This window comes from Denitrificimonas halotolerans, assembly GCF_034259425.1.
Lineage (GTDB): Bacteria > Pseudomonadota > Gammaproteobacteria > Pseudomonadales > Pseudomonadaceae > Denitrificimonas > Denitrificimonas halotolerans.
This window is the reverse complement of sequence record NZ_JAXIVU010000005.1, coordinates 1-22,853: the sequence shown is the minus strand read 5'-3', so window position 1 is coordinate 22,853 and position 22,853 is coordinate 1. Positions and strand designations below refer to the sequence as shown.

The following is a 22,853-nucleotide window of genomic DNA, read 5'->3' as shown; positions in this document are numbered from 1 at the left end:
ACCTTATAACTAACCCTACTCCCTGCACAATCGGATCAACTGTATAAATGTGCACAACTTCTATTTCAGACATCAAAACAACACCAAAGATCAAGAGCAAAAGGTCTTTTTTTTATAATTTCTCACTAATAAAAGGGTTGACAAACATAGCAGTTTGCCAACCCAAACAGTGTTAATCCATTAACGTGGTGCAATGTGCATCTGACCAACACTGCTACTCAATGCCTGCCACTCAGGACGATACATTGATTCTACTTGCGCTGGCGGCACAAGGTACTGTCCTGGAGTAACTGCTCGAGCTAAATACAACAAATGCTGAGGCTGTTGAGCAGGTATCGCCAACGCAGCCACATAACGATCATCACGGTATTCTTGATGCACGATATCTGCACCCTGCATAGCTTCATGCCAGTTTTGCAACGCACCGCTTACCAGAGACAAACCTGCAGAACTACGTGCTAAATTTTGATTTTCTAATTCCAACCCAGCCGGTAACAGATCAACAATCAAAGCATCCGGCACTTCACGACTGGCTCGGACTGCCAAGTGCACCAATACTAGATCACCGCTACGCAACTCATGCAGCTGTAAAGGTTCACCTTGAGGATTGAAATATTGTCGCTCAATACTCAAGACATTTCCCCCTGCCTGTGGCGCTCGTGCTGGATAGCCGGTCACTTCCATACGCTGATACAAATCCTCTTCACTGCTAGTGCTCAGCATTACACCTTTTTGCAGCTGCTCAGCAGCTAAATACACTTGCGAATTTTCGGGGGATAAAATCACATCCCTCCCTGCTGTATGTAGCAACGCTTGCCAGTTTTTGTCACCTAACAGAAGTTGTCCACGGGCTGCCATAAATAGGGCATTGCGCTCTTGAGTGGATAACCCGCGACGCATATGCAATTCATCGGCCAATTCAAAGGTACGTGCGGCTTGTACGCTCGGTGCTAAATTATACTCTTGCAATAACGCTAAAATTTGTGCCTGATCACGTAGCTCACTACCATAATCTGCCATATACAACTGATCACTGCGCTGCACGCCTAGCCCAGCATGCAAAGCTTGCTCTGCTTTAGGTGCATCCCCCATCCACTGTAAAGCTAAGGCCAGATGCACCAAAGGCAACCCCGATCGAGCATGCTGACGCCGCTCAAATAAACTGCGTAATGCACCTAAAGGTGCACGGTGATCACGCGCTAAAACAAAGCCTGCATACGCTTGTACCGCAAAGCGTGTGCTCTCTGGCGCCTCACTGTAATCAGTATCAATTAAATAGCCTTCCTGCATATAACGCAGCAAACGCTCTTGAGCAGATTTTAATGCTGCTAGTGGCACTGCATAACCCTGCTCACGAGCACGCAGTAAAAAATCTGTAACATACACAGTAGCCCAATGCGCTTCACGCCCTCCTGCACTCCACATTGCAAAGCTGCCGTTATAACGCTGCATGGCTAAAAGACGCTCAATACCTAACTCCACCTGCTTCCGACGCTTGTGAATTGCATCACTACTGCCCTGTAATTGACCAATATACAAGGCCGCCATTAAACCACTCACCGTCTGTTCAGAGCAGCCATATGGATACGCATCTAAGGCACGTAAATGCTCTCCAATATTTAATGGCGGACGAGCAGAAACACTCAACACAGCCTGCAACCCGCCCGCCTGATAACCAGCAAGCACTTCAGGTGGCAACTGCCAAGACTGAGCAGACTTAAAAACCCCTTGTATACTGCGCGTTTGTGCTGGATAAGCAGGACGTACGCCAAGCATCCAACTACGTTTTAATGGTACTAATTTCTCGTCGGGCAACTGCATACCATCGACTTCTAGCTCTAATACTCCCTGACCAAAGCCGGCCAATGCCTGAACTGGAATCTTTAAAATCTTTCGCTGTTGAGCGGCTAACTGCACCTGCTGTCGCGCAATTGTCGGTTCTAGCTTTAACAAGCCGTTACTACGCAGTTGTACGGTTATATTTTGCGTTTTCTCAGTCAAATTATGTAAATCTAAAGCTACTTGGCTGTGATCACCACCAGCTAAAAAGCGTGGCGCAGATAATTCAGCTACTAAAGGTGCCGCGACTTCCACTATCTGTTGTGCCATACCAAACTGGCTATCAGTCCACGCTTGAGCAGTCACTCGTAAACGACCATTAAAGTCAGGTACATCAACGGTGATCTCTCCCTCACCCTGCTTATTTAATGTCACAGGTGCACTTTGTAAAGCAACAATATTAACGGTGGTTGGTGGGCGCTGACCACCACGGGGCAATGCTTGAGCATCCCCTCCAAATAAAGTGCGGGCTAAGCGTCCATTGCTTGACTCAATCAATTGGCCATATACATCGAACTGATCTACCTGATAACCTTTTCGTGAAAAAAAACTAGAAAATGGGTCTGGTGCAGCAAAGTCAGTTATATTCAATACTCCGATATCCACAGCAGATAGTAACACTTGTATGGGTTGCCTCGGCACTTGCCCATTGACCAATTTGGCTTTCACCTTCACTGTCAACGGTTGATTAGGGCGCATCTTCTCCACACTATTTAAGGCTACATCCAGCTGACGCATATGACGTTGTAATGGTAGATGTAATAAGCCCACTGCCCGTTTCGGAGTCACTTGTGCCTGCCGCTTGCCCGGACGCACCACCAAGGCATTAATATACATATCATGGCGCAACCAATCTTCAGCAATAGGTATTTCTACTGTTGTGCCTCCAGCTGGTACATTCAGCGGCTGCCACCATAAAGGGCCTTCTGTTGACTCAACTAACAAATAACCACTTCCAGCAGCTGGGGCATCAATGCTCACACGTGCAACATCACCATTAGCGTAAGCTGGCTTATCTAAAGTCAGCCTCACCTGATCAGGTCGCACAGCTCCTCCTAATGCATTATCCTGCCAAGCATAACCGGCCCAAAAACTTACACTACTGACCAGTTGAGTACGAGGATCTTCCACTTCAACGCGATACGGTCCCCACTGCACTGGAAAGCTCACATTAGTTGTACTACCTGCCTCAATTGCAACCTTTTGCTCAGAAACTGTAAGGTACTTTTTATTATAATTATGACTCCAACCCGAGCTCTCAGAATAACTCCAATAGTAATCACGGCGTTCACGCACTAAACGCACCTTAAGCTCTTCCGCTGCGAGTTTGTCACCTTGTGAATTGGCTAATACAATTTCGAAGGTCGGCTCACTATCAGCATCCACTTCGTCACCATTAAACACAGCTCGAATACCAGGTAATTGTGCAGCGGGCCATACTGCTTGGGTCACCTGACGAACTACAGGACGCCCTGCAGACTCCAACACACTAGCCTGTACAGTTAAACTCAGTGGGGAACGCTCATTAACCCACTGACTTTCTAAATAAAATTGAGCACGACCCTCTTGATCCAATACCAACTCATCTAAATCCAAATCTTGATGCTTATCAGCATCCAAGACTGATCCAAATTTAAACCCTGGCAGACTGCTCACCGCATCCCGTAAAGCGCGCACATACAGTTGACCTGTAATATTGTTACCGGCAGCCGGAGCACCGTACAAATAGCGCCCTTCAATATTCACCACAAGATCTGCTTGCGGCTTAATTGGCGTAGCATGAGCCTGTAACTCAAGAGCTAAGCGCTCTGGTAAAAACTCCTCGACCTGAATATCATAAAATTGCTCAATCCCCCCCCCTAAGTCAAACAACAACTGCCAACGACCAGTTGGTGCACTAGCACTGATTGGTAACTCATATTGATAAAAACCTTGATTATTAGCTTGCCAAACAAATTCACGACTGACTTGCTGGTCCGGCCGACGCACTGTCACTTTAATGGGCTGCGCATCAACTTTTTGCCCATCAGCATCACGCAACAAAGCATTAAGCAACACTGTTTCACCAGGGCGATATAAATCACGTGGACCGAAGACAAACAACTGCAAGGCTTGTCCCTTCGGTCCATCAATAGCAAACTCAGCTAAATCTAAACTGGTACTGTTTAGGCGTAAGAAACTGGTTTGTTGACCAAGCTGCGCCACTAACACATCTGCTTTATCAGTTAACGGCAACTGAGCATGACCTTGCTTATTGGTTTTTGTACTGGTTAAGGAGCGCCCTTTTTTATCAAGCACTTGTAACTTAACGGCTTCTAAGGCGATACCATCTGATAATGCTTGAGTAAATACATCTAACTGTTGGCTATATCGGTGTACAGAAACACCAATATCACTGATGCTGAATACTGTAGCTGGGTGAGAATAGTTATAAGTTCCTGCTTGACGCATCACCGCTAAATACACACCGGACTGGTTCAAACTGGCAATAGGCTTAATGGGTAACTGAATAGTTTCGCGGGTATTGGCTTGAGGGTTCAATTCAAAGCGAGCGCTATGCACCAGTTCCGCCAAGGACAACAACTCTTGTGCCTCCCATGTATCTAAACTTTGATTGCTACCCCATTGGCTTAAAAACTCTGGCAATGCATTGGTTTTAACTCGGAAAAACTCAACATCTACTTGTTTGACATTGAGTGCCACCACCGGTAGCCCTTGAATAAACTCTGCGGGCAATAAAGAGCCACGGCTTGCAAAACCCACCGAAGGTTGTAAGTTTCGTGTAGTGATTTTTTCTTGATAATCTTGCGCCAGTTGTGTTTGATTAATTCCTTGCAACCCCGCGTCTACACTGATAATTAGATGGCGCTGCGGCGGAATATGACGTAAGCGCAACATCATTAGGTCATCACTCAGTTCCCATGCTCCATCTAACAGGCCATTTTCACTATCGACAACTTGTATTTTTTGCGCAAAATTTTGCTCAGCAAGCAAAGGCATAGAAAAAGTCAAAGCTAAAACACTCGCCCCGTCCTCTTCTAACTCTGCAAGATCCAAAACTGTTAAATCTTGCCCACGGTAGCGCTCTGCTAACTGCACTGGATCAGGTCTTGGCGCTACAGTTAACGTGGTCGCCACCTCTGGAGAAGTCGATACAACGACTGAGGCTGACTGCTCACCTGAGTCACAAGCAGTAAGCGCTAGCACTAACAACCAACCCAAAAAACTTTTGCGCCACATATCTAGCTCCATTATTTACAATGAGATGCACTCACTTTTGATATCCGCTAGGTTAGGTAGTAGATGCTGCAAGACGTTCATGCTGTTTATCAAAACTCGATATGTGTCTCACGTCGGAAGTTTGGTATTTTAGCCTGTGGAATCATGCTATATACACTCTGATTAAAGGAACCAAACTGACCGCTAAGAACTCAAGGCATATACAGAGGCGCTTACCTACGTAACCTGCAACACCCATCCTAGCACTAAAAATACGAACCCTTACACAAAAAGGGTCAAACATCCCCTCAAGTTATAAGTCTAACTCTATAGACCATATGTTTGAAAATAGTGCAAATGCAGCCAACCCCTATTTTGGTAGCAAGCCTAACTTCTTAGGGCAATATTTAAAAAGAAAAAGCGCAGCCTCCCATGAGTACTGCGCTTTTTATCTAATCGCTTAAGGTTTTACCACATCAAATCATCGGGGATCTGGTATTGTGCGTAGGGATCCTCTTCATTAACTTCTTCTTTTTCAATATTAAGTAAAACAATACGACGCTCATCACGCTCTTGAACTTTTAACGCCACATCACGCGGAATGATTTCATAACCACCACCGTGCTTAACAATAGCTAGACTGCCATTACTGAGCTTATTGCGTACCATATCATTCACAGCAATGCGCTTTACTTTTTTATGGTCCACAAAGTTGTAGTAGTCATCGCTGTCTAACTTAGGTAAGCGTGCACTCTCAATCAACTGACGTATTTGCGCAATTTGAGCTTTACGCTCAATTTTCTCTTGCTGCTGACGGTTCAGCTCCTGATCACGCTTTTGCTTTTCAGCCATTGCTTGCAAAGCCGCTTGACGTTGAGTTTCATCCACCTCAACTACGCCTTTTTTCTCAAGACGCTTTTGTCTTTTCTGCTCTTTAGTGGCTTTTTTAACTTGCTTTTCATTGACCAGTCCTGCTTTTAGAAGCTGATCGCGCAAAGATAAACTCATGTAATCCTAAACCCATGTTTAATGATTTTAAAAATACAGCTCGTACAGCCGGCTAACGCGGCTTATTTAACGTCTGTTTAGCTAAACTCCATAAAGCATCTAATTGTGCTTCACTACAATCATCCATAGCTAGACCTTGTGCTTGGGCCTGCTGCTCAACATATTTAAAACGTTGGGAAAATTTTTGATTGGCCGCACGCAATGCTGTCTCAGGGTCAATATGTAAATGGCGAGCCACATTAACTGTAGCAAAAAGCAGATCTCCTAACTCTTCACTCACTGCTGCGAAATCACCACTAGCAACAGCTTCACGTACTTCCAATAACTCTTCATCAATTTTATCAAGTACCGGTGCTAAATCACCCCAATCAAATCCAACAGTAGAAGCCCGCTTTTGGATTTTCAGAGCTCGGCTAAGCGCTGGTAGCTGTAGCGGAATGTCATCTAACACACTGATAGTTTGCTCAGGTTCTGCTGATGCAGCACGCTCACGCTGCTTAATTTCTTCCCAACGTTCTTTAACTTGCTCAGCTTCAACAGCAGTAGTTTCACGAGCACCATAGAGTGTCCCCTCAGGAAACACATGTGGATGGCGGCGAATTAATTTCTCAGTAATGCTATGCACCACCGTAGAGAAATCAAACATCTGTTGCTCATGTCCCAACTGACTGTAATACACTACTTGAAATAACAAATCCCCTAGCTCACTGGGCAAATGAGCAAAATCTTCGCGCTCAATGGCATCAGCCACCTCATAAGTCTCCTCTAAAGTGTGAGGCACTATACTGGTGAAATCTTGCTGTAAATCCCATGGGCAGCCACTTTCTGGATCACGTAAACGCGTCATTAGGTAGAGTAAGTCTTGGAGTTGATAGGCATCAAATTCGCTCATACTTCCACCTCATCTATAGACGCATCATCTTCAAACTGAGTTGCATGTAGGTTGCTATAATAGCCATTTTGTATGAGCAGCTCTTTATGCGTACCCCGCTCAACAATACGCCCCTGATCCATCACCAAAATCAAGTCAGCCTTTTCAATGGTGGATAAACGGTGGGCTATCACTAAGGTGGTGCGACCTTGCACTGCATGATCTAATGCAGCCTGGATATGGCGTTCAGACTCCGTATCCAATGCTGATGTAGCTTCATCTAAGATCAATAATGGTGCATCTTTTAATAATGCTCTAGCTATAGCTAAGCGCTGACGTTGGCCACCAGATAACAACACACCATTTTCACCTACTTCTGTCTCATAGACTTGTGGCATGCGTTCAATAAATTCTGCTGCATAGGCTGCCTCTGCCGCTGCTTTAATCTCTTCCAACGAGGCATCTGCTAAGTCACCATAAGCAATATTTTTCGCTACAGTGTCATTAAATAATGATACCTGCTGAGTAACTAGCGCCATATGACGGCGCAGGTTGGTTAAAGTAAATTCTTTAACCTCAATCCCATCTAATAAAATCTCACCTTGCTGGTGCTCATAAAATCGAGGGATCAAGTTAGCAAGTGTAGACTTACCACTTCCAGAACGTCCCACTAAAGCGATCATCTGACCTTTTTCTGCAGTAAAGCTAATATCCTTTAAAACGGCCTCATCAGCACCTGGGTAAGTGAAGCTCAAGTGACGTACTTCAAGCTTTCCCTCCACCTTTTCCAACTCTATAGTTCCTGTGTCTTTTTCAGGTGCTTCATCCAACTGTTCAAAAATACTTTCTGCACCAGCCACTCCTTTTTGAATCGTGGAACTGACTTCAGACAACTGGCGAATAGGCTTAGGTAATAAACCAGCTAAAGTAATATAAGCTACTAAATCACCCGGTGAAGAATCTCCCCGCAAAAGCAAAACTAAAAACAGCAATACTGACATAGCTGAATAAATTACCAACTGCAATGATGGCGTATAGACCGCATTTGTTTTCACCATGCGCAACTGACGTTTAGTGTTATTATCACTGGACTCATAAAAGCGTTCACGCTCATACGGCTCACCACCAAAGCTACGGACCACACGATAGCTTTGAATAGTCTCCGACGCCACATGTGTAACATCTCCCATAGCCACTTGAATTTTTTTACTTTGTTTACGAAATTTTTTGCTTGTGCTGTTTACCATCAAAGCGATAATCGGCAAAATAGCTAACATCACTAAGGTCAGCTTCCAGTTCATCCAGAGCAAAGTGGCAAACAAAAATACAACGGTCATCCCTTCACGCACAATCACCTTTACTGCATCTGTAGCAGCACCAGTGACCATAGTCACGTTATAAGTAATACGGGAAATTAAATGCCCCGAGTTATGACTATCAAAATAACGGTTAGGCAAAGTTAGCAAATTATTAAAGAGCTGTACCCGCAAATCATGCACCAACCCAAGCGAAACTTTAGCTAAGTAAAAATTACCTAAAAATGACCCGATACCTTGCCACAAAGCAATTAGGATGATCAGTAAGGGTACAGCTTGTAACAAACGCACATCTGCAAGCCAAGGTACATTAGGGAATAAAACTGCCTCAGGATTGGCTAAGCCATCAACAAAATACTTTAATACATACCCTAGCATTGGGGAGGTTGATGCGAAGATTAAAAAACCGACAATACTGATAATAAACATACCAATATAAGGTTTAATGTAACCTAGTAGACGAAAATATATTTTAACCCCAGAGGTTGTACTGCTCTGCTGTTGTTCTTTGCTCATGAATACTGTTTCTCAATGATGGGAGGTGTGTTTTTAACAGTTATACAGCCGATGTGTGGCTACCAACCCAAAGCTTCTTTTAGAAAAGGTATCGTCAACTTGCGCTGCGCTTGTAAAGACGCATGATCCAACTGCTCTAGAGTATCAAAAAGCACCGTCATACTGCGCACAGAACGCGCCAATAAAAAACGCCCCACGTCGTCTGATAATCGTAATCCACGCCTAGATGCACGTAATTGTAAGGCCCGTAATTTATCGTCATCACTCAGCTCGTGCAGTTGGAAAACTAAAGCTAAACTTAAGCGGGATTGAAGATCTGGCAGCTTAACTGATAATTTACGCGGTGCTGCATCTGCAGCAATTAGCAGTTGCCGACCAGAGTCTCGTAAGCGGTTGAACGCATGAAAAAGAGCCTCTTCCCAATGGGCTTGCCCCATGACCGCTTGAATATCATCCAAGCAAACTAAGTCACAAAATTCAACGTTGTCCAACAATTGCGGCCCATATTGAGAAAGCTCACCTAAAGGCAAATATAAAGCACGTCCACCACGCTCCTCAACACGCAAACAAGCTGCTTGCAACAAGTGACTTCGCCCCACTCCCGGAGGCCCCCAAAGATAGAGTACGCTATCCATCCATTGATCTTCAGCTTCACAAGCATGCTCAACATAACCTACTGTGACCGCATTGGCTCCAGGATAAAAGTTGGCAAAGGTTGCATCATCACGCAAACGCATACTCAGCGATAATTGGGTCGGTTTCATGTGGACTCATTTATAGGTTCAGTACAGGCGTTAGCCTGTTTAACCTCTTTAGGACTTATAGATGCGCAATCCGTACTGAACTGCCCATATATATTTGATTCTTTGTATTGCCCATGCAGATATCTGAGCAAAACCATAATAACGGCAGCTACAGGTAACGCCAGCAGTACACCAGTAAAACCAAAAAGCTGCCCGCCAGCTAAAATTGCAAAAATAACTGCAACCGGGTGCAGCCCGATACGATCACCTACTAACAATGGAGTCAACAGCATACTTTCTAAAGCTTGACCAATTCCAAAGACACTAATAATGCCAATTAAAATATAAGGATCCAAACCAAACTGAAATACTCCTGCAATTAAAGCGGCACCAATACCTACAATGAAGCCCATATAAGGCACCAAGCTCGCAAGACCTGCTAGCAAACCAATCAATAAACCTAGCTCCAACCCTAACAGCATCAAACCAACAGCATACACAATACCTAAAGCCAACATGACCAAAAGCTGTCCACGCATAAAAGCACCGAGCACTTCATGGCACTCACCAACCAAGTGAACGGTAAGCGCTTCTTTACTCCTAGGCAATAAGCGGCGCAGCTTGCCAACTAAAATATCCCAATCACGCAGCAAATAGAATGTCACTACAGGGATTAAAAATAAGTTAGCCAACATGCCTAAAAATGCCATACTCGAAGCAGTAAATTTGCTGAGTAAAGACTGCGCGATACCAGTAGTTTTACCTAAATTCTCACTGAGCATCTGCTTAAGATCTTCCAAACCACCTGCACTCGTATCAACCCCAAGCTGTAACTGCACCCAAGGCAAGGCCGTAACCTGCAACCAATCGATCAACTGCGGCGTCAAAGCATACAAGCTAACCAATTGACGTCCCACCATGGGGATCAAGACTAAAAGCAAAAGCAGAAGAATAAGACTAATCAACAAAAAGACTAAGATAACACCCCAGGTTCGAGAGAGCTTGTAGCGCTCTAATAAGTCAACAACAGGATCGCCCATGTAAGCCAACAATATACTGACTAAAAATGGCGACAAAATAGGAATAAGTTGGTAAAAAGTGAGTAAAGTCAATCCTAGCACACCTAAGAGCAACCAACTTTTAAGGTTCTGTGGCATGCCGCTATCCCTCAAAATCACCAACTAAAATAGAGCATTTGTGCACTATCACTACTGGTCTGCTCCACGCCTAACTCCCCTCCCTGCTGACGACTCTTGAGTGGTGCTTGCACCTCCTGTAACTCTGCCAATGCCAACTGTATTTTTAACTGCTCAGCAGTGCTACGCACGGCCCATTGCGTATACTCAGGCGTAACCTTTTGCAACTGGGCTGCAAAAGGTTCGAGCAAACGTTCAACTAAAGCAAAGCGCTCAAGATTAAGACCAGTTACACGCACCCTAAACTCCTCACCCTCTCCAGGCTTAGTGGCAAAACGCTTCACCAGATTCTGATTAACTTGAGCAAATACACTACGCGCCAACTCCTCTGACGTTGCCGCACTGACCTCGCCTTGCTGCTGTTTATTACCCAGCCACAGTTGCCATTGCGCATGCAGCTGATCACCAGCTTGCTGAGCCATAACAATCACCAATGCATCTGTACCGTAACGCTCTGCTAAAGCGCGCACATCCGCATGATCTGTTAATACATCAGCACTGATTAAAAGCTGTTCATTTAAATCCCCAAGCGGAAACCGTACAGGTACACCATGATGTTGAGCAGCACTCTGCAACTGATGTGCTGCATCATGCGCACCGCTGATCAAGCGTAAGCCTTGCACATCATCCACCTGCCACCAGACTAGCGAAGCAATGCGACTTGTAGCCCATACTGGTAAAGCGGTCTCTCGCAATACCGAGCGCACCGTAGGTGGATCGTAATTTACAATTAAAGTATTGCCATCATAGTCATAATGCGTAATCAGCGGCTGGGGATTAGCCGCATATTGTGCCAGTTGCGCAGCTTGAGCTGTTTCTGCCTTACCTGTTAAGCGTTGCATCAAAGTGGTAAAAGACGCTCGCAGACCTGCATCACGCACTGTACTTTCCTGGCTTTCCAGCTCTTCACGTACCTGGTACAAGGCCGCATCTGAGCTAGCATAAGCAGTAGCCGCAATGCAAGATATTAAAACGGCAACAATACCTGTAAAAAATCGCATATTGATTCTCTCTGAACGTTTGAGCTGAGCAAGTCGCTTACCATAAACAGCCGATGTCATTACAGCAACCGATTCTTCAACAGGTGCACTGTACGACTCTTTCAAAACAGCTTACGCGTCATCACTCATACTAAGGTAAAATATCGCCTTATTTGACTGTGTAAACTTAAGTACCGATGCGTATTGTTAGCATTTTTCTGATTATCGCAAGCTAGTCGAACTGAAGCGCTCGCTTCATGCCTGCTTAATCACTTAACAGATGCAAATACAGCTCATTAAGACTTATGTGGTCGTGCTAAAAATTCGTGCGATTGCATTTCCAATAAGCGACTTAACGTGCGCTGAAACTCAAACTGCAATCGATTACCTACATATAAGTCTTTAAGCGGGACCTCTGCAGATATAATCAACTTAACGTTTCGGTCATAAAACTCATCCACTAAGTTTACAAAACGGCGTGCAACATCTTCCTTACTCACATCCATTTGCTCAACATTTGACAAAATCACGGTACTGTAAATTTTACCCAACTCAATGTAGTCATTTTGGCTGCGCGGTCCGTCACAAAGTGCACGAAAATCAAACCAAGCAACATCGTTACCAATTTTACGAGCAACAATGGTGCGGTTCTCAACTGAAATTTCTTCGTTTTCGAGTACCTTACAGTTCTCCAACAAAAGACTATGGAAGCTTTTATCTAGCGCCTGCTCTACTTCTGTACTGAGCGGGTAATGATAAAGTTCTGCTTGTTCTAAAGCACGCAAACGATAGTCAATACCACTATCAACATTCACTACTTCTGTGTGCTCTTTAAGCAACGCAATGGCCGGCAAGAAGCGTGCACGCTGCAAACCATCCTTATACAGACCATCTGGAACAATATTGGAGGTAGCCACTAAACAAACACCATTTTTAAAGAGCTCTTCAAAAAGACCTCCTAAAATCATGGCATCCGTGATATCTGTGACAAAAAACTCATCAAAACAGATCACTCGTGCTTCTTTTGCAAATCGTTCAGCAACGATCACAAGAGGATTTTTTTCACCATCAAGACTGCGAAGCTCTTCGTGCACTCGCTTCATAAAGCGGTGGAAGTGGGTACGCATTTTTTGCTCAAAGGGCAAAGCATCAAAAAACGTGTCTACCAAGTAGGTTTTACCGCGACCCACGCCCCCCCAAAAGTACAACCCTTTGATAGGCTTTTGCGGCGTCTTCTTGCCCAGCAAACGACCCAACAAGCCATTACTATTTGTACTTGGCGCTTCCTTGGTCAGATCATCATAAAGACGCTGCAAATGGCGTACGGCATTTTCTTGTGCGGCATCCCGGAAAAAATCCGGGCGCTGTAAATCTTTCTGATAACGTTCAAGAGGTGTCATAATAACTGTCGACCCGACAAATAAAACGGGGCAACACTTTAACCATGCGCTCTACAATTGGCAATCTTCTCAGCGATATTTAAAGTATTAACCCGCTCGGCGTAATAGCCAAAACCCTAATCCTGCACAAATCAAAGCAGGCAAAACCACTGCTAGAATTGGTGCAAAACCAAACACAACACTCGCTGGCCCCAGTAAATCTTGGGCAATGCGAAAAATAAAGCCTACTAATACACCAGTGAATACTCGCTGCCCTAAAGTGACTGAACGCAACGGCCCAAACACAAAAGAAATCGCCAACAGTACAAGCGCTGCGGTAACCAGCGGCTGCAATACCTTCACCCAAAAAGCTAGCCAATAACGGCTCGCATTGAGCCCCTGCTCACCTAAATAATTAGCATATTGCCATAAACCACTGATCGGCAAAGTATCAGGATCCATCACTACCGTATTGAGCAAATCTGGCGTAATCTCCACATCCCAACGTTCACTCTGAGCCTGACGAACAGAACTACTACGAGCCTGTAAATCGGTATAAACAATATCTTCCAATAACCAATGATCGTTCTGATAAAGACCTTCTCGAGCAAAGCTGGATTGCAGTAGGCGCTGCTCATCGTCAATCACATAGCGAGTTACACCGATCAATTTACCGCCTGGCTGCACCGTATTAACGTGAATGTACTCACTCCCTTGGCGATGCCATAAGCCGCGCTTAGAACTTTGCGCTTTACCTACTGACTGCACCAGTGATCGATTTGCCTCCCCAGCACTGGATGCCCAAGGCGCTAGATACTCTCCAACTAAAACACCTAATACCATCAGTACCAACATAGGTTTCATTACTGCCCAGACAATTCGCCGAATAGAAACACCCGCGGCGCGCATCACTGTAAGCTCACTATTGCTGGCCAAAGCACCTAACCCCACCAAGCAACCAATCAATGCAGCCATAGGCAGCATCTCATAAATGCGTTGCGGTGCAGTAAAGCCGACATAACTGGCCGCATCCCATAATGTATAAGCACCCTCGACATCATTGAGTTCATCAATGAATGCAAATAAAAGCGCCAGCGCACTAATGACACCAAGCACAGCAACAATAGCTAAAAATACCGTGCTACCAATATGACGGTCTAGCCTACGCATGTTGTGCCTCCTTATTCGCCCGACGTTGTGCTAGTTTTAAACGTACCGGCTGCCAATACACTAGCAGCAGGCCGATGAGCAAAAACACAGCATGTACAGGCCACAAACCCAACCCAGCGGGAATTCGCCCCTTATCTAGTGCGCTACGCGCTGCCACCAGCAAAGCCAAGTAAGTCATATAGAGTAAAATTGCTGGAAGCAGCTTCAGAAAGCGTCCTTGCCGCGGGTTCACTTTCGATAAAGGCACCGCAATTAAAGTAACAATAAGGACTAAAATCGGAATAGATAAGCGCCACTGCAACTCTGATTGCATTTTCGGATCAGCATGTCCTATCAATTCAGCAGTGGACAACCCTTCACGGTCACCAACTTTTACTTCAACAGATGGCTTGGGTAACAAAACACCGTAGGTGTCATAATGAACCACCCGATAATCAGCCTCCCCAGGAGTGCCATCGTAACGGTAGCCGTCTTGCAGTATCAAATAACGACTGCCATCTTCTTGTATTTGTTGGCGGCCTGTTTTAGCCACCAAAACAGTGATTCCTTCATCCTTTGTATTGACTTGAGAGTGCCCTGCATCACGTTTTTCAGAAATAAACACGTTACGTAGTTCATCACGCCCACTGGATAACTCTTGCGAGTAAGTTACCCGTGAACCATCTCGTAAAGACTGAAAACGCCCCGGCACCAAGGTGTCAAACTCCGTTAAGGCATCCTGTTCATTAAGAATTTGTGCAACACTTTGCACACCTTGTGGGGTTAGAAAAAAACTGAGCCACGCACATACAATTGCAATCAGCAACGCAGGTGCCAAGGTGTAAGATAACAACCGTTGTTCGCTCATACCAGTCGCCGTCAGGACTGTCATTTCACTTTCCAAGTACAAACGCCCGTATGCTAGCAAAATGCCTAAAAATAACCCCAAAGGTAAAATTAACTGTAAAAACCCTGGAATACGGTAGCCCATAATCATGAGCAAAACCCCAGGATCAAGGATACCTTGCGCAGCTTGGGCTAAATATTTAATGAAGCGTCCACTCATAATAATCACAAGTAGAACCGCACTAACCGCACTAAAAGTCAGTAAAACTTCGCGAGAAAGATAACGAAAAACTATCAAGTAAAGGCTCCAAGCTTGTCAAAACCGCCCAACGCGGCTCACACTAGTCATACAAATTGTGGCAGTGTACCTACACGCCGATGTAAACCAACAGTATTATCCTGCATCTATTCATTTTTGTCTTGAGGATCATTGAGCATGGACTTTTTAGTCAAATCCAGTTCTATAGAAACACTAGAAACTAGTGTACTAGTATTAACCGTTAACGAAGCACTACAACTTGATAGCCAAGGCCAACTCATCGATAAACTATGTGGCGGACTAATCAGTGCTCACCTTAAAGCAGGTGATATCCAAGGTAAACTCGGTCAAACTTTACTGTTACACAACCTTGCTAACCTCAAAGCTCAACGCGTTCTACTGGTCGGTATTGGCAAAGAGGATAAACTCTCTGACCGCAACGCGCGTAAAACAGTCACTGCCATTCTAAATATTTTCAAAGCACTGTCTATTAAAGATGCAGCTTTAGCTTTTACAGACCTGCAATTTCAAGACCGTGACGCTTATGCCAGTGCTCGTTTAGTCACCGAATGCCTTGCCGATGGGCTTTACGTATTTGATCAATTTAAAAGCGAAAAAGCACCAACTCCCAAGCTTGCTCAAATCATTTTGATGTGCAACCCAGACCAGGAAACTGCCGTCACTAAAGCCTGCAAAGAAGGCAAAGCCATTGCCACCGGCATGGCTTTTACTCGCGACTTAGGCAATATGCCGCCAAATATCTGCAACCCTCGCTACCTTGCTGAACAAGCTAAAGAACTGGCAGCCAACAACAAGCTCACAGTTGAAGTACTTGAGGAAGAGCAGCTTAAAGAACTCGGTGCCGGCGCCCTACTTGCTGTAGCTCAAGGTAGCGATCAACCTCCTCGCTTAATCGTGATGAGTTACCAAGGTGGTCAAGATAACGAACAACCTTATGTTTTAGTCGGCAAGGGTATTACTTTTGATTCCGGTGGTATCAGCCTGAAGCCGGGGGCTGGTATGGATGAAATGAAATACGACATGGGGGGGGCTGCCAGTGTTCTCGGCACATTGAAAACAGTACTTGATCTCGAACTACCAATCAATGTAATCGGTGTTTTAACCTGCGCAGAAAATATGCCGAGCGGCGGAGCTACACGACCAGGCGACATTGTCACCACCATGAGCGGACAAACAGTAGAGATCCTTAACACTGACGCTGAAGGTCGTTTAGTTTTGTGCGATGCTCTTACTTATGTAGAACGCTTTAACCCTCAAGCGGTGATTAACATAGCCACTTTAACCGGCGCCTGCATCGTTGCGCTCGGTAGCAATACCAGCGGCCTTATGGGTAACAACCCAGAATTGATTGAGCGCTTATTAAGTGCCGGCAAGCAAGCTAGCGATGCAGCCTGGGAGCTACCTCTATTTGATGACTACCAAGAACAACTAGACAGCCCTTTTGCTGATATTGCAAACATTGGTGGCCCCAAGGCAGGAACTATTACTGCTGGTTGTTTCTTATCACGCTTTACTAAAGCTTATCCTTGGGCACACTTGGATATCGCAGGTACTGCTTGGATCAGCGGTGGTAAAGAAAAAGGCGCAACAGGTCGCCCAGTTCCGCTATTGAGCCAATATCTACTGGACCAAGTGCAGTGAGAGTAGAATTTTACGTTCTCCCTACGACCCAAACGGCAGACCGCTTAAATGCGGCCTGCCGTTTGGCACATAAAGCATGGCATGCAGGTTTTACTACCTTTATTCGTTGTGCTGATACAAAACAACAGGCGCAATTAGATGAAATGCTCTGGACCTTTCGTCGCCCAAGCTTCATTCCACACGCTCTCTACTCCGATCACTGCCACGCCCCTGTCATACTGGCTATTGATGAGCGACCACAGCACACCCCTTGTGTACTGATTAATTTACACCCCAAAATCTCTTCCCACTTGGACTGTTTTAATCGAGTCATTGAAATTGTAAATCAAGATCCTGAGCAACTGAACATCAGCCGACATAACTTTGTCAATTATCGCAAACAAGGCTACAAACCTGCACGTGTTGAACTCTAACCTCAACTTATAGCCCTCTCAAAGCACTCTTTACTGCATCTCAAATACAGTAAGTGCTCTTTTCTTCCGCTAATCGCTGAGTTTACTGATCCGATGATGGCCGCTTGCCGTGAAGCCTGTTAAAATCACCAGATTAAACGTATTTTTCGCATACTTCGCTAAAGGCCCAATTCATGAGCAACAACAAAACCTCTTTAAGCTACAAGGACGCTGGTGTAGATATCGACGCTGGTGAAGCACTCGTTGAACGCATTAAAGGCGTTGCTAAACGCACCGCTCGCCCTGAAGTGCTAGGCGGCCTTGGTGGCTTTGGTGCTTTATGTGAGATCCCCGAAGGTTACCGTCAACCAGTACTGGTTTCAGGCACCGATGGTGTCGGCACAAAACTACGCTTGGCGATTGATCTAAATAAGCATGAAAAAATTGGTATCGACTTAGTTGCCATGTGCGTGAACGACTTAGTCGTAAGCGGAGCTGAGCCACTGTTCTTTTTGGATTATTACGCCACAGGTAAGCTCAATGTTGATATCGCTGCACAGGTTGTAACTGGTATTGGTGAAGGTTGTGAACTGGCAGGTTGTGCTTTAGTTGGTGGTGAAACTGCCGAAATGCCAGGAATGTACAATGGTGAAGATTACGACCTAGCAGGTTTCTGTGTAGGGGTCGTGGAAAAATCCGACATCATCGATGGTTCTAAAGTTGCAGCTGGCGATGTGCTTATAGCCCTACCCTCTTCAGGCCCACACTCTAATGGTTATTCTCTAATTCGTAAAATCATTGAAATTGCCGATATCGACATTCAAAACACTCAACTCGGCGACAAACCTCTAAGCGACCTCCTAATGGCTCCAACACGTGTTTACGTTAAGCCTCTACTGAAACTGATTAAAGAAACCGGTGCCGTTAAGGCTATGTCACACATCACCGGCGGTGGCTTAATTGAAAACCTACCACGTGTTTTGCCTGCCAACTCACAAGCAGTGATTGATGTAGCAAGTTGGACGCGCCCTGCTGTGTTTGACTGGCTGCAAGAGCAAGGCAATGTAAATGAAATTGAAATGCACCGCGTCCTAAACTGCGGCGTTGGTATGGTGATCTGTGTTGCAGCCGAGCAACAAGATAAAGTGTTAGACAACCTGAAAGCATCCGGTGAACAGCCTTGGGTAATCGGCCATATTCAAACAGCTACTGAAAGTGCTGAACGCATCATTCTTAACAACCTAAAAAACCATTAATGACAGACTCAAAAACTTGCAATATTGTTGTCCTGATCTCCGGATCAGGCAGCAACCTACAAGCCATTATCGATGACTTAGCCGGCCACCCTAAAGCACATATTTGTGCTGTAGTCAGCAATCGAGCTGATGCTTACGGCCTAATTCGCGCTGAAAAAGCAGGCATTACCCGACATGTGTTAAACCACAAAGACTTTGCAGATCGCTTAGCCTTCGACACAGCCTTAATGCAAGTCATCGACCAACATCAACCTGACCTAGTAGTACTTGCAGGGTTTATGCGTATATTAACGCCTGAGTTCACCCGCCATTACGCACACCGCCTGCTCAATATCCACCCTTCACTGCTTCCTAAACACAAAGGGCTCAATACCCATCAACGTGCTATTGATGCCGGTGACCATCAACATGGCTGCAGCGTGCACTTTGTTACAGAGGAACTCGATGGTGGCCCAGTAGTCATACAAGCAGCGCTACCCATTCAAAGCAATGATACAGCAGAGCAACTCGCACAACGCGTGCATGCTCTAGAGCATCAAATATACCCCCTGGCAGTACGTTGGTTTGCTGATGGTCGCTTGCAACTCAGCGAACAAGGCGCTCTACTTGACCAACAACCTTTAGCCAATAGTGGTTATCAGTTCCAACCTTAGGAGACTTAGCAACCATGCGCCGCGCAATACTTTTGACTTTAGCTGCAGTTCTATTACCTGCAAGCCTTATGGCTACTGAGCTAAAACCTTTCTCCGCCAGCTATACAGCGGACTGGAAACAACTTCCTTTTAGCGGCAAGGCTGAGCGCAGTTTAAAACAGCAGGAGGACGGCACTTGGAAGCTGGACTTTTCAGCCTCAATGTTGGTTGCTGGCTTGAATGAAACTAGTTGGCTGACTCTTGTGAACAATGACATTCAACCACAAAAATACCGTTACTCACGTAAAGGTATGGGTAAGTCTAAAAAAATCAAACAAGATTTTGATTGGCAAACTAAGCGTGTAACTGGTAACGATCGCGGCAAGCCTCTTGAAGCTACTTTATTGGCCGGAGTGCAAGACAAGTCCTCATACCAACTGGCCTTACAACGCGATGTAGCTGACGGCAAAACTAGCATGTCTTATCAGGTACTAGATGGTGACGAACTTGATACTTACGATTTCCGCGTCCTAGGTGAAGAAACTGTAGAAACCATGGTAGGAAGCGTCGATGCCATAAAAGTAGAGCGTGTTCGTGACCCAACCCAAAGCAAGCGCATCACTATTTTATGGTTTGCCAAGGACTGGGATTATTTATTAGTTCGCTTGCAACAAGTTGAAAAGGATGGAAAAGAATATCAAATCATGCTTGAAAATGGCACTGTTAATAATAAAGCCGTTCAGGGTAGCAACTAGCACTTTACAACACAGCCTGCCTTTCTAGGCAGGCCTCTTAAATACTACGCACTCTGTCAGCACATTTCACCACGCTTATATACATAAATATAGTATACTTTCTTTTTATCAGTTTGCTCTATTTGACTTTTAAGGAAGTAACAATCATGGCTATAAAAACTTTACGCGCCACAGGCGAAATGGGCGCTGGTATGACCATTGAAATAATGTGCGGTGAGCACAAGGTGTATATGGATCAACCCAAAAATGCAGGCGGTGCAGACCGTGGCCCTGCACCACCGGAATTGATTCTTGCGGCTTATGCCGGCTGTGTTGGAAGCTTAGGACGCATCATCGCTTTTCAAGAAAAAATCGATTTGCGCGGTATGAGTTTTGACGTAGAAGCCGATTACGACCCAGACTGCCTGTTAGGTCGCGAAACCACCGCACGCGCAGGCTTCCAAGAAGTACGTTTAAAAGTAAAAATTGATGCTGACTTAGATGACGCCGACAAACAAGCCTTCTTAGAGAAAATTGAAAAACGCTGCCCTGTAGCCGACAACTTAATCAATTCAACAAAGGTTGTGGCTGTACTGGATAAATAGCCTGCCCTTAATTTATTTAAGTTAACCAATACATAAAAAACCCCAAAAAGTGAGTCAAACTTTTTGGGGTTAGTTCATAAGTATGGTCTTTTATAGACTTTGCAGCTATTCTTAGCTGCTGAGCTCAACCAATAGCTTATTCAAACGCTGCACATAAGCGGCTGGGTCTTTCAGACTATCACCTGCAGCCAAAGCAGCTTGGTCAAACAAGATCATAGACAAATCTTTAAAACGCTGCTCATCCTTTTCCGCATCCAGTTTTTCAACCAAACTATGTTCAGGATTGATCTCAAAAACAGGTTTAGACTCAGGCACTTTCTGACCACTGGCTTCAAGAATTTGGCGCATTTGCAAACCTAAATCCTGCTCACCAATAGCCAAAATAGCAGGCGAATCTGTTAAACGGTGCGAAACACGAACATCAGCAACCTGATCACCTAATACGGTTTTCAGGCGTTCAACCAAAGCCTCTTTGCTCTTAGCAACTTCATCTTGCGCCTTTTTATCTTCTTCGCTATCAAGCGCACCTAAATCTAGATCCCCTCGAGCCACATCAACAAAGTTTTTACCATCAAACTCAGTTAAATAGCTCATCAGCCACTCATCAATACGATCAGTTAACAATAGCACCTCAATGCCTTTCTTGCGGAAAACTTCTAAGTGCGGGCTATTCTTAACCTGATCGTAACTTTCACCGGTCAGATAGTAAATCTTGTCCTGGCCATCCTTCATACGCTCAATATAATCAGCTAAGCCTACTATTTGCTTATCATTACCGGCTAATGTTGAAGCAAAACGCAACAGCCCCGCCACTTTCTCCTTATTAGAGAAGTCTTCTGCCGGCCCCTCTTTTAGCACCTGCCCAAAAGCTTCCCAGAAAGTCTGGTATTTTTCTGGCTCATTTTTCGCCATTTTCTCTAGCATGTCTAACACACGCTTAGTCAATGCCGACTTCATGCTGTCGATCACTGGATCTTTTTGCAAAATCTCACGGGAAACGTTGAGAGATAGATCATTAGAATCCACAATACCTTTTACAAAACGTAGGTACAGTGGCAAAAACTCATCTGCCTGATCCATAATAAATACGCGCTGCACATACAGTTTTAAACCGCGCGGTGCTTCACGCTGATATAAATCAAAAGGGGCACGAGTCGGGACATAAAGCAGCGAGGTGTACTCTAAGCGGCCTTCAACTTTATTGTGACTCCAGGTCAAAGCGTCTTCAAAGTCATGGGCAACATGCTTATAAAACTCTTGATACTCCTCATCTTTAACTTCTGTACGGGGACGCGTCCACAAAGCGCTAGCTCGGTTAACCACTTCCCACTCAATTTCTGCAGCATCCTCCTCACTAGCCCCTTCTTTAGGTAACTCGATCGGCAAACCAACATGGTCTGAGTATTTTTTAATAATATTACGCAAACGAAAGCCGTCAGCAAACTCGCTTTCACCTTCCTTCAAATGCAGAACAATTCGACTACCACGCTCGGGCTTTTCAATGGTAGAAATTTCAAACTCACCTTCCCCCTTTGAGCGCCAGAGCACTCCTTCAGCAGCTGGTGCGCCAGCACGACGAGTGAAAACCTCAACCTGATCTGCAACAATAAACGCAGAATAGAACCCCACACCAAACTGTCCAATGAGCTGAGAATCTTTTTTAGCATCACCAGATAAATTTTTAAAAAATTCAGCCGTACCCGATTTAGCAATGGTACCGAGATGATTAACCACTTCATCACGACTCATACCAATAGCATTATCTTCAATGGTTAAAGTGTTGGCATCTTTATCGAAACTAATGCGAATTTTTAATTCAGCATCACCTTCTAACAACTCAGGATTAGATAAGGCCTCAAAGCGGATTTTGTCAGCCGCATCGGATGCGTTAGAAATCAACTCACGTAGAAAAATCTCTTTATTTGAATAGAGTGAGTGGATCATCAAGTGCAGTAGTTGTTTAACTTCTGTCTGGAAACCTAATGTTTCTTTTTGTGTCTCAACAGCCATTCTTGGTTAACTCCATATTCTCTAAAACAAGCCATGCTTGATGCCGGCGCTGTATCAGATATGGGGGTTACTCTTAAAATTACAACTCCTGATGATATATTCAAATCACCGCAGCTGTACTCCCCCCATTTTCCACAGTGCTCATTTGTAGAATTTAAGCTGCCTGTAATAACTGCCTTGGCGGTACTCCTCCGATAGCAGTGTGAGGGCGTTCGTTGTTGTACGTCCAAAGCCATTGTGT

At 45.0% G+C, this 22,853-nt stretch carries 18 protein-coding genes; 6 read left to right on the top strand and 12 right to left on the bottom strand.

Features of this window, described 5'->3' with window-relative positions:
* Positions 1-180: 180 nt before the first annotated feature.
* The 10 genes from TOI97_RS05310 to lptF form a co-directional block, all read right to left on the bottom strand.
* Positions 181-5,079, bottom strand: a complete 4,899-nt coding sequence (locus TOI97_RS05310) for an alpha-2-macroglobulin family protein (protein ID WP_321553088.1) — start codon at positions 5,077-5,079, stop codon at positions 181-183.
* Positions 5,080-5,526: 447 nt separating this feature from the next.
* Entirely contained in the window at positions 5,527-6,066 is a 540-nt protein-coding gene (locus TOI97_RS05305) for a DUF2058 domain-containing protein (protein WP_321553087.1), read from the bottom strand.
* Between the two features lie 52 nt (positions 6,067-6,118).
* Positions 6,119-6,958 carry a nucleoside triphosphate pyrophosphohydrolase gene (mazG, locus tag TOI97_RS05300; RefSeq protein ID WP_321553086.1) on the bottom strand — a complete coding sequence of 280 codons (840 nt, stop codon included), beginning with the start codon at positions 6,956-6,958 and terminating at the stop codon, positions 6,119-6,121.
* Complete coding sequence (msbA, locus tag TOI97_RS05295) at positions 6,955-8,769, bottom strand: lipid A export permease/ATP-binding protein MsbA (RefSeq protein ID WP_321553085.1); 1,815 nt, start codon at positions 8,767-8,769, stop codon at positions 6,955-6,957. The genes mazG and msbA overlap by 4 nt, the downstream gene beginning before the upstream one ends.
* A 59-nt stretch (positions 8,770-8,828) precedes the next feature.
* Positions 8,829-9,533, bottom strand: a complete 705-nt coding sequence (gene hda / locus TOI97_RS05290) for a DnaA regulatory inactivator Hda (protein ID WP_321553084.1) — start codon at positions 9,531-9,533, stop codon at positions 8,829-8,831.
* Positions 9,530-10,669 carry an AI-2E family transporter gene (locus TOI97_RS05285; protein ID WP_321553083.1) on the bottom strand — a complete coding sequence of 380 codons (1,140 nt, stop codon included), beginning with the start codon at positions 10,667-10,669 and terminating at the stop codon, positions 9,530-9,532. The genes hda and TOI97_RS05285 overlap by 4 nt, the downstream gene beginning before the upstream one ends.
* Before the next feature lie 17 nt (positions 10,670-10,686).
* On the bottom strand, positions 10,687-11,814 hold the full coding sequence (locus tag TOI97_RS05280) for a DUF2066 domain-containing protein (RefSeq protein ID WP_321553082.1): 1,128 nt from the start codon (positions 11,812-11,814) through the stop codon (positions 10,687-10,689).
* 170 nt (positions 11,815-11,984) lie between these two features.
* Positions 11,985-13,088 carry a cell division protein ZapE gene (zapE, locus tag TOI97_RS05275; RefSeq protein ID WP_321553081.1) on the bottom strand — a complete coding sequence of 368 codons (1,104 nt, stop codon included), beginning with the start codon at positions 13,086-13,088 and terminating at the stop codon, positions 11,985-11,987.
* A gap of 87 nt (positions 13,089-13,175) precedes the next feature.
* Complete coding sequence (gene lptG / locus TOI97_RS05270) at positions 13,176-14,237, bottom strand: LPS export ABC transporter permease LptG (RefSeq protein ID WP_321553080.1); 1,062 nt, start codon at positions 14,235-14,237, stop codon at positions 13,176-13,178.
* Positions 14,230-15,360, bottom strand: coding sequence for an LPS export ABC transporter permease LptF (gene lptF, locus TOI97_RS05265; RefSeq protein WP_321553079.1), 1,131 nt, complete (start codon positions 15,358-15,360; stop codon positions 14,230-14,232). The genes lptG and lptF overlap by 8 nt, the downstream gene beginning before the upstream one ends.
* Before the next feature lie 138 nt (positions 15,361-15,498).
* Between lptF and TOI97_RS05260 the strand changes: the two genes are divergently transcribed.
* From TOI97_RS05260 to TOI97_RS05235, 6 genes are all read left to right on the top strand, one after another.
* The gene (locus TOI97_RS05260) at positions 15,499-16,983 is read left to right on the top strand and encodes a leucyl aminopeptidase (RefSeq protein WP_321553078.1); all 1,485 of its coding nucleotides are present in this window, start codon (positions 15,499-15,501) and stop codon (positions 16,981-16,983) included.
* Positions 16,980-17,396, top strand: coding sequence for a DNA polymerase III subunit chi (locus TOI97_RS05255; RefSeq protein ID WP_321553077.1), 417 nt, complete (start codon positions 16,980-16,982; stop codon positions 17,394-17,396). Before TOI97_RS05260 ends, TOI97_RS05255 begins: the two co-directional genes overlap by 4 nt.
* A gap of 173 nt (positions 17,397-17,569) precedes the next feature.
* Positions 17,570-18,631 (top strand): phosphoribosylformylglycinamidine cyclo-ligase, encoded by a 1,062-nt coding sequence (gene purM, locus TOI97_RS05250; protein ID WP_321553076.1) that lies wholly within the window; start codon positions 17,570-17,572, stop codon positions 18,629-18,631.
* Positions 18,631-19,284, top strand: a complete 654-nt coding sequence (gene purN / locus TOI97_RS05245) for a phosphoribosylglycinamide formyltransferase (RefSeq protein WP_321553075.1) — start codon at positions 18,631-18,633, stop codon at positions 19,282-19,284. The genes purM and purN overlap by 1 nt, the downstream gene beginning before the upstream one ends.
* Positions 19,285-19,298: 14 nt before the next feature.
* Positions 19,299-20,018, top strand: coding sequence for a DUF3108 domain-containing protein (locus tag TOI97_RS05240; protein ID WP_321553074.1), 720 nt, complete (start codon positions 19,299-19,301; stop codon positions 20,016-20,018).
* A gap of 146 nt (positions 20,019-20,164) precedes the next feature.
* On the top strand, positions 20,165-20,602 hold the full coding sequence (locus TOI97_RS05235; RefSeq protein WP_321553073.1) for an OsmC family protein: 438 nt from the start codon (positions 20,165-20,167) through the stop codon (positions 20,600-20,602).
* A 111-nt stretch (positions 20,603-20,713) separates the two neighbouring features.
* Here the strand turns inward: TOI97_RS05235 and htpG are convergent, their stop codons facing one another.
* Both htpG and TOI97_RS05225 read right to left on the bottom strand, forming a co-directional pair.
* The gene (gene htpG / locus TOI97_RS05230) at positions 20,714-22,612 is read right to left on the bottom strand and encodes a molecular chaperone HtpG (protein ID WP_321553072.1); all 1,899 of its coding nucleotides are present in this window, start codon (positions 22,610-22,612) and stop codon (positions 20,714-20,716) included.
* Positions 22,613-22,766: 154 nt separating this feature from the next.
* Positions 22,767-22,853: integrase core domain-containing protein (locus TOI97_RS05225; protein WP_286594322.1), on the bottom strand; the 87-nt coding region annotated here is incomplete at its 5' end.

Excerpts from the sequence above, each read along its gene's own strand:
- TOI97_RS05235 (WP_321553073.1), top strand. The coding sequence starts at position 20,165 with ATGGCTATAAAAACTTTACGCGCCACAGGCGAAATGGGCGCTGGTATG.
- purM (WP_321553076.1), top strand. The coding sequence starts at position 17,570 with ATGAGCAACAACAAAACCTCTTTAAGCTACAAGGACGCTGGTGTAGAT.
- TOI97_RS05260 (WP_321553078.1), top strand. The coding sequence starts at position 15,499 with ATGGACTTTTTAGTCAAATCCAGTTCTATAGAAACACTAGAAACTAGT.
- TOI97_RS05305 (WP_321553087.1), bottom strand. The coding sequence starts at position 6,066 with ATGAGTTTATCTTTGCGCGATCAGCTTCTAAAAGCAGGACTGGTCAAT.
- TOI97_RS05285 (WP_321553083.1), bottom strand. The coding sequence starts at position 10,669 with ATGCCACAGAACCTTAAAAGTTGGTTGCTCTTAGGTGTGCTAGGATTG.
- mazG (WP_321553086.1), bottom strand. The coding sequence starts at position 6,958 with ATGAGCGAATTTGATGCCTATCAACTCCAAGACTTACTCTACCTAATG.
- htpG (WP_321553072.1), bottom strand. The coding sequence starts at position 22,612 with ATGGCTGTTGAGACACAAAAAGAAACATTAGGTTTCCAGACAGAAGTT.
- msbA (WP_321553085.1), bottom strand. The coding sequence starts at position 8,769 with ATGAGCAAAGAACAACAGCAGAGCAGTACAACCTCTGGGGTTAAAATA.
- zapE (WP_321553081.1), bottom strand. The coding sequence starts at position 13,088 with ATGACACCTCTTGAACGTTATCAGAAAGATTTACAGCGCCCGGATTTT.
- TOI97_RS05240 (WP_321553074.1), top strand. The coding sequence starts at position 19,299 with ATGCGCCGCGCAATACTTTTGACTTTAGCTGCAGTTCTATTACCTGCA.
- purN (WP_321553075.1), top strand. The coding sequence starts at position 18,631 with ATGACAGACTCAAAAACTTGCAATATTGTTGTCCTGATCTCCGGATCA.
- hda (WP_321553084.1), bottom strand. The coding sequence starts at position 9,533 with ATGAAACCGACCCAATTATCGCTGAGTATGCGTTTGCGTGATGATGCA.
- lptG (WP_321553080.1), bottom strand. The coding sequence starts at position 14,237 with ATGCGTAGGCTAGACCGTCATATTGGTAGCACGGTATTTTTAGCTATT.
- TOI97_RS05310 (WP_321553088.1), bottom strand. The coding sequence starts at position 5,079 with ATGTGGCGCAAAAGTTTTTTGGGTTGGTTGTTAGTGCTAGCGCTTACT.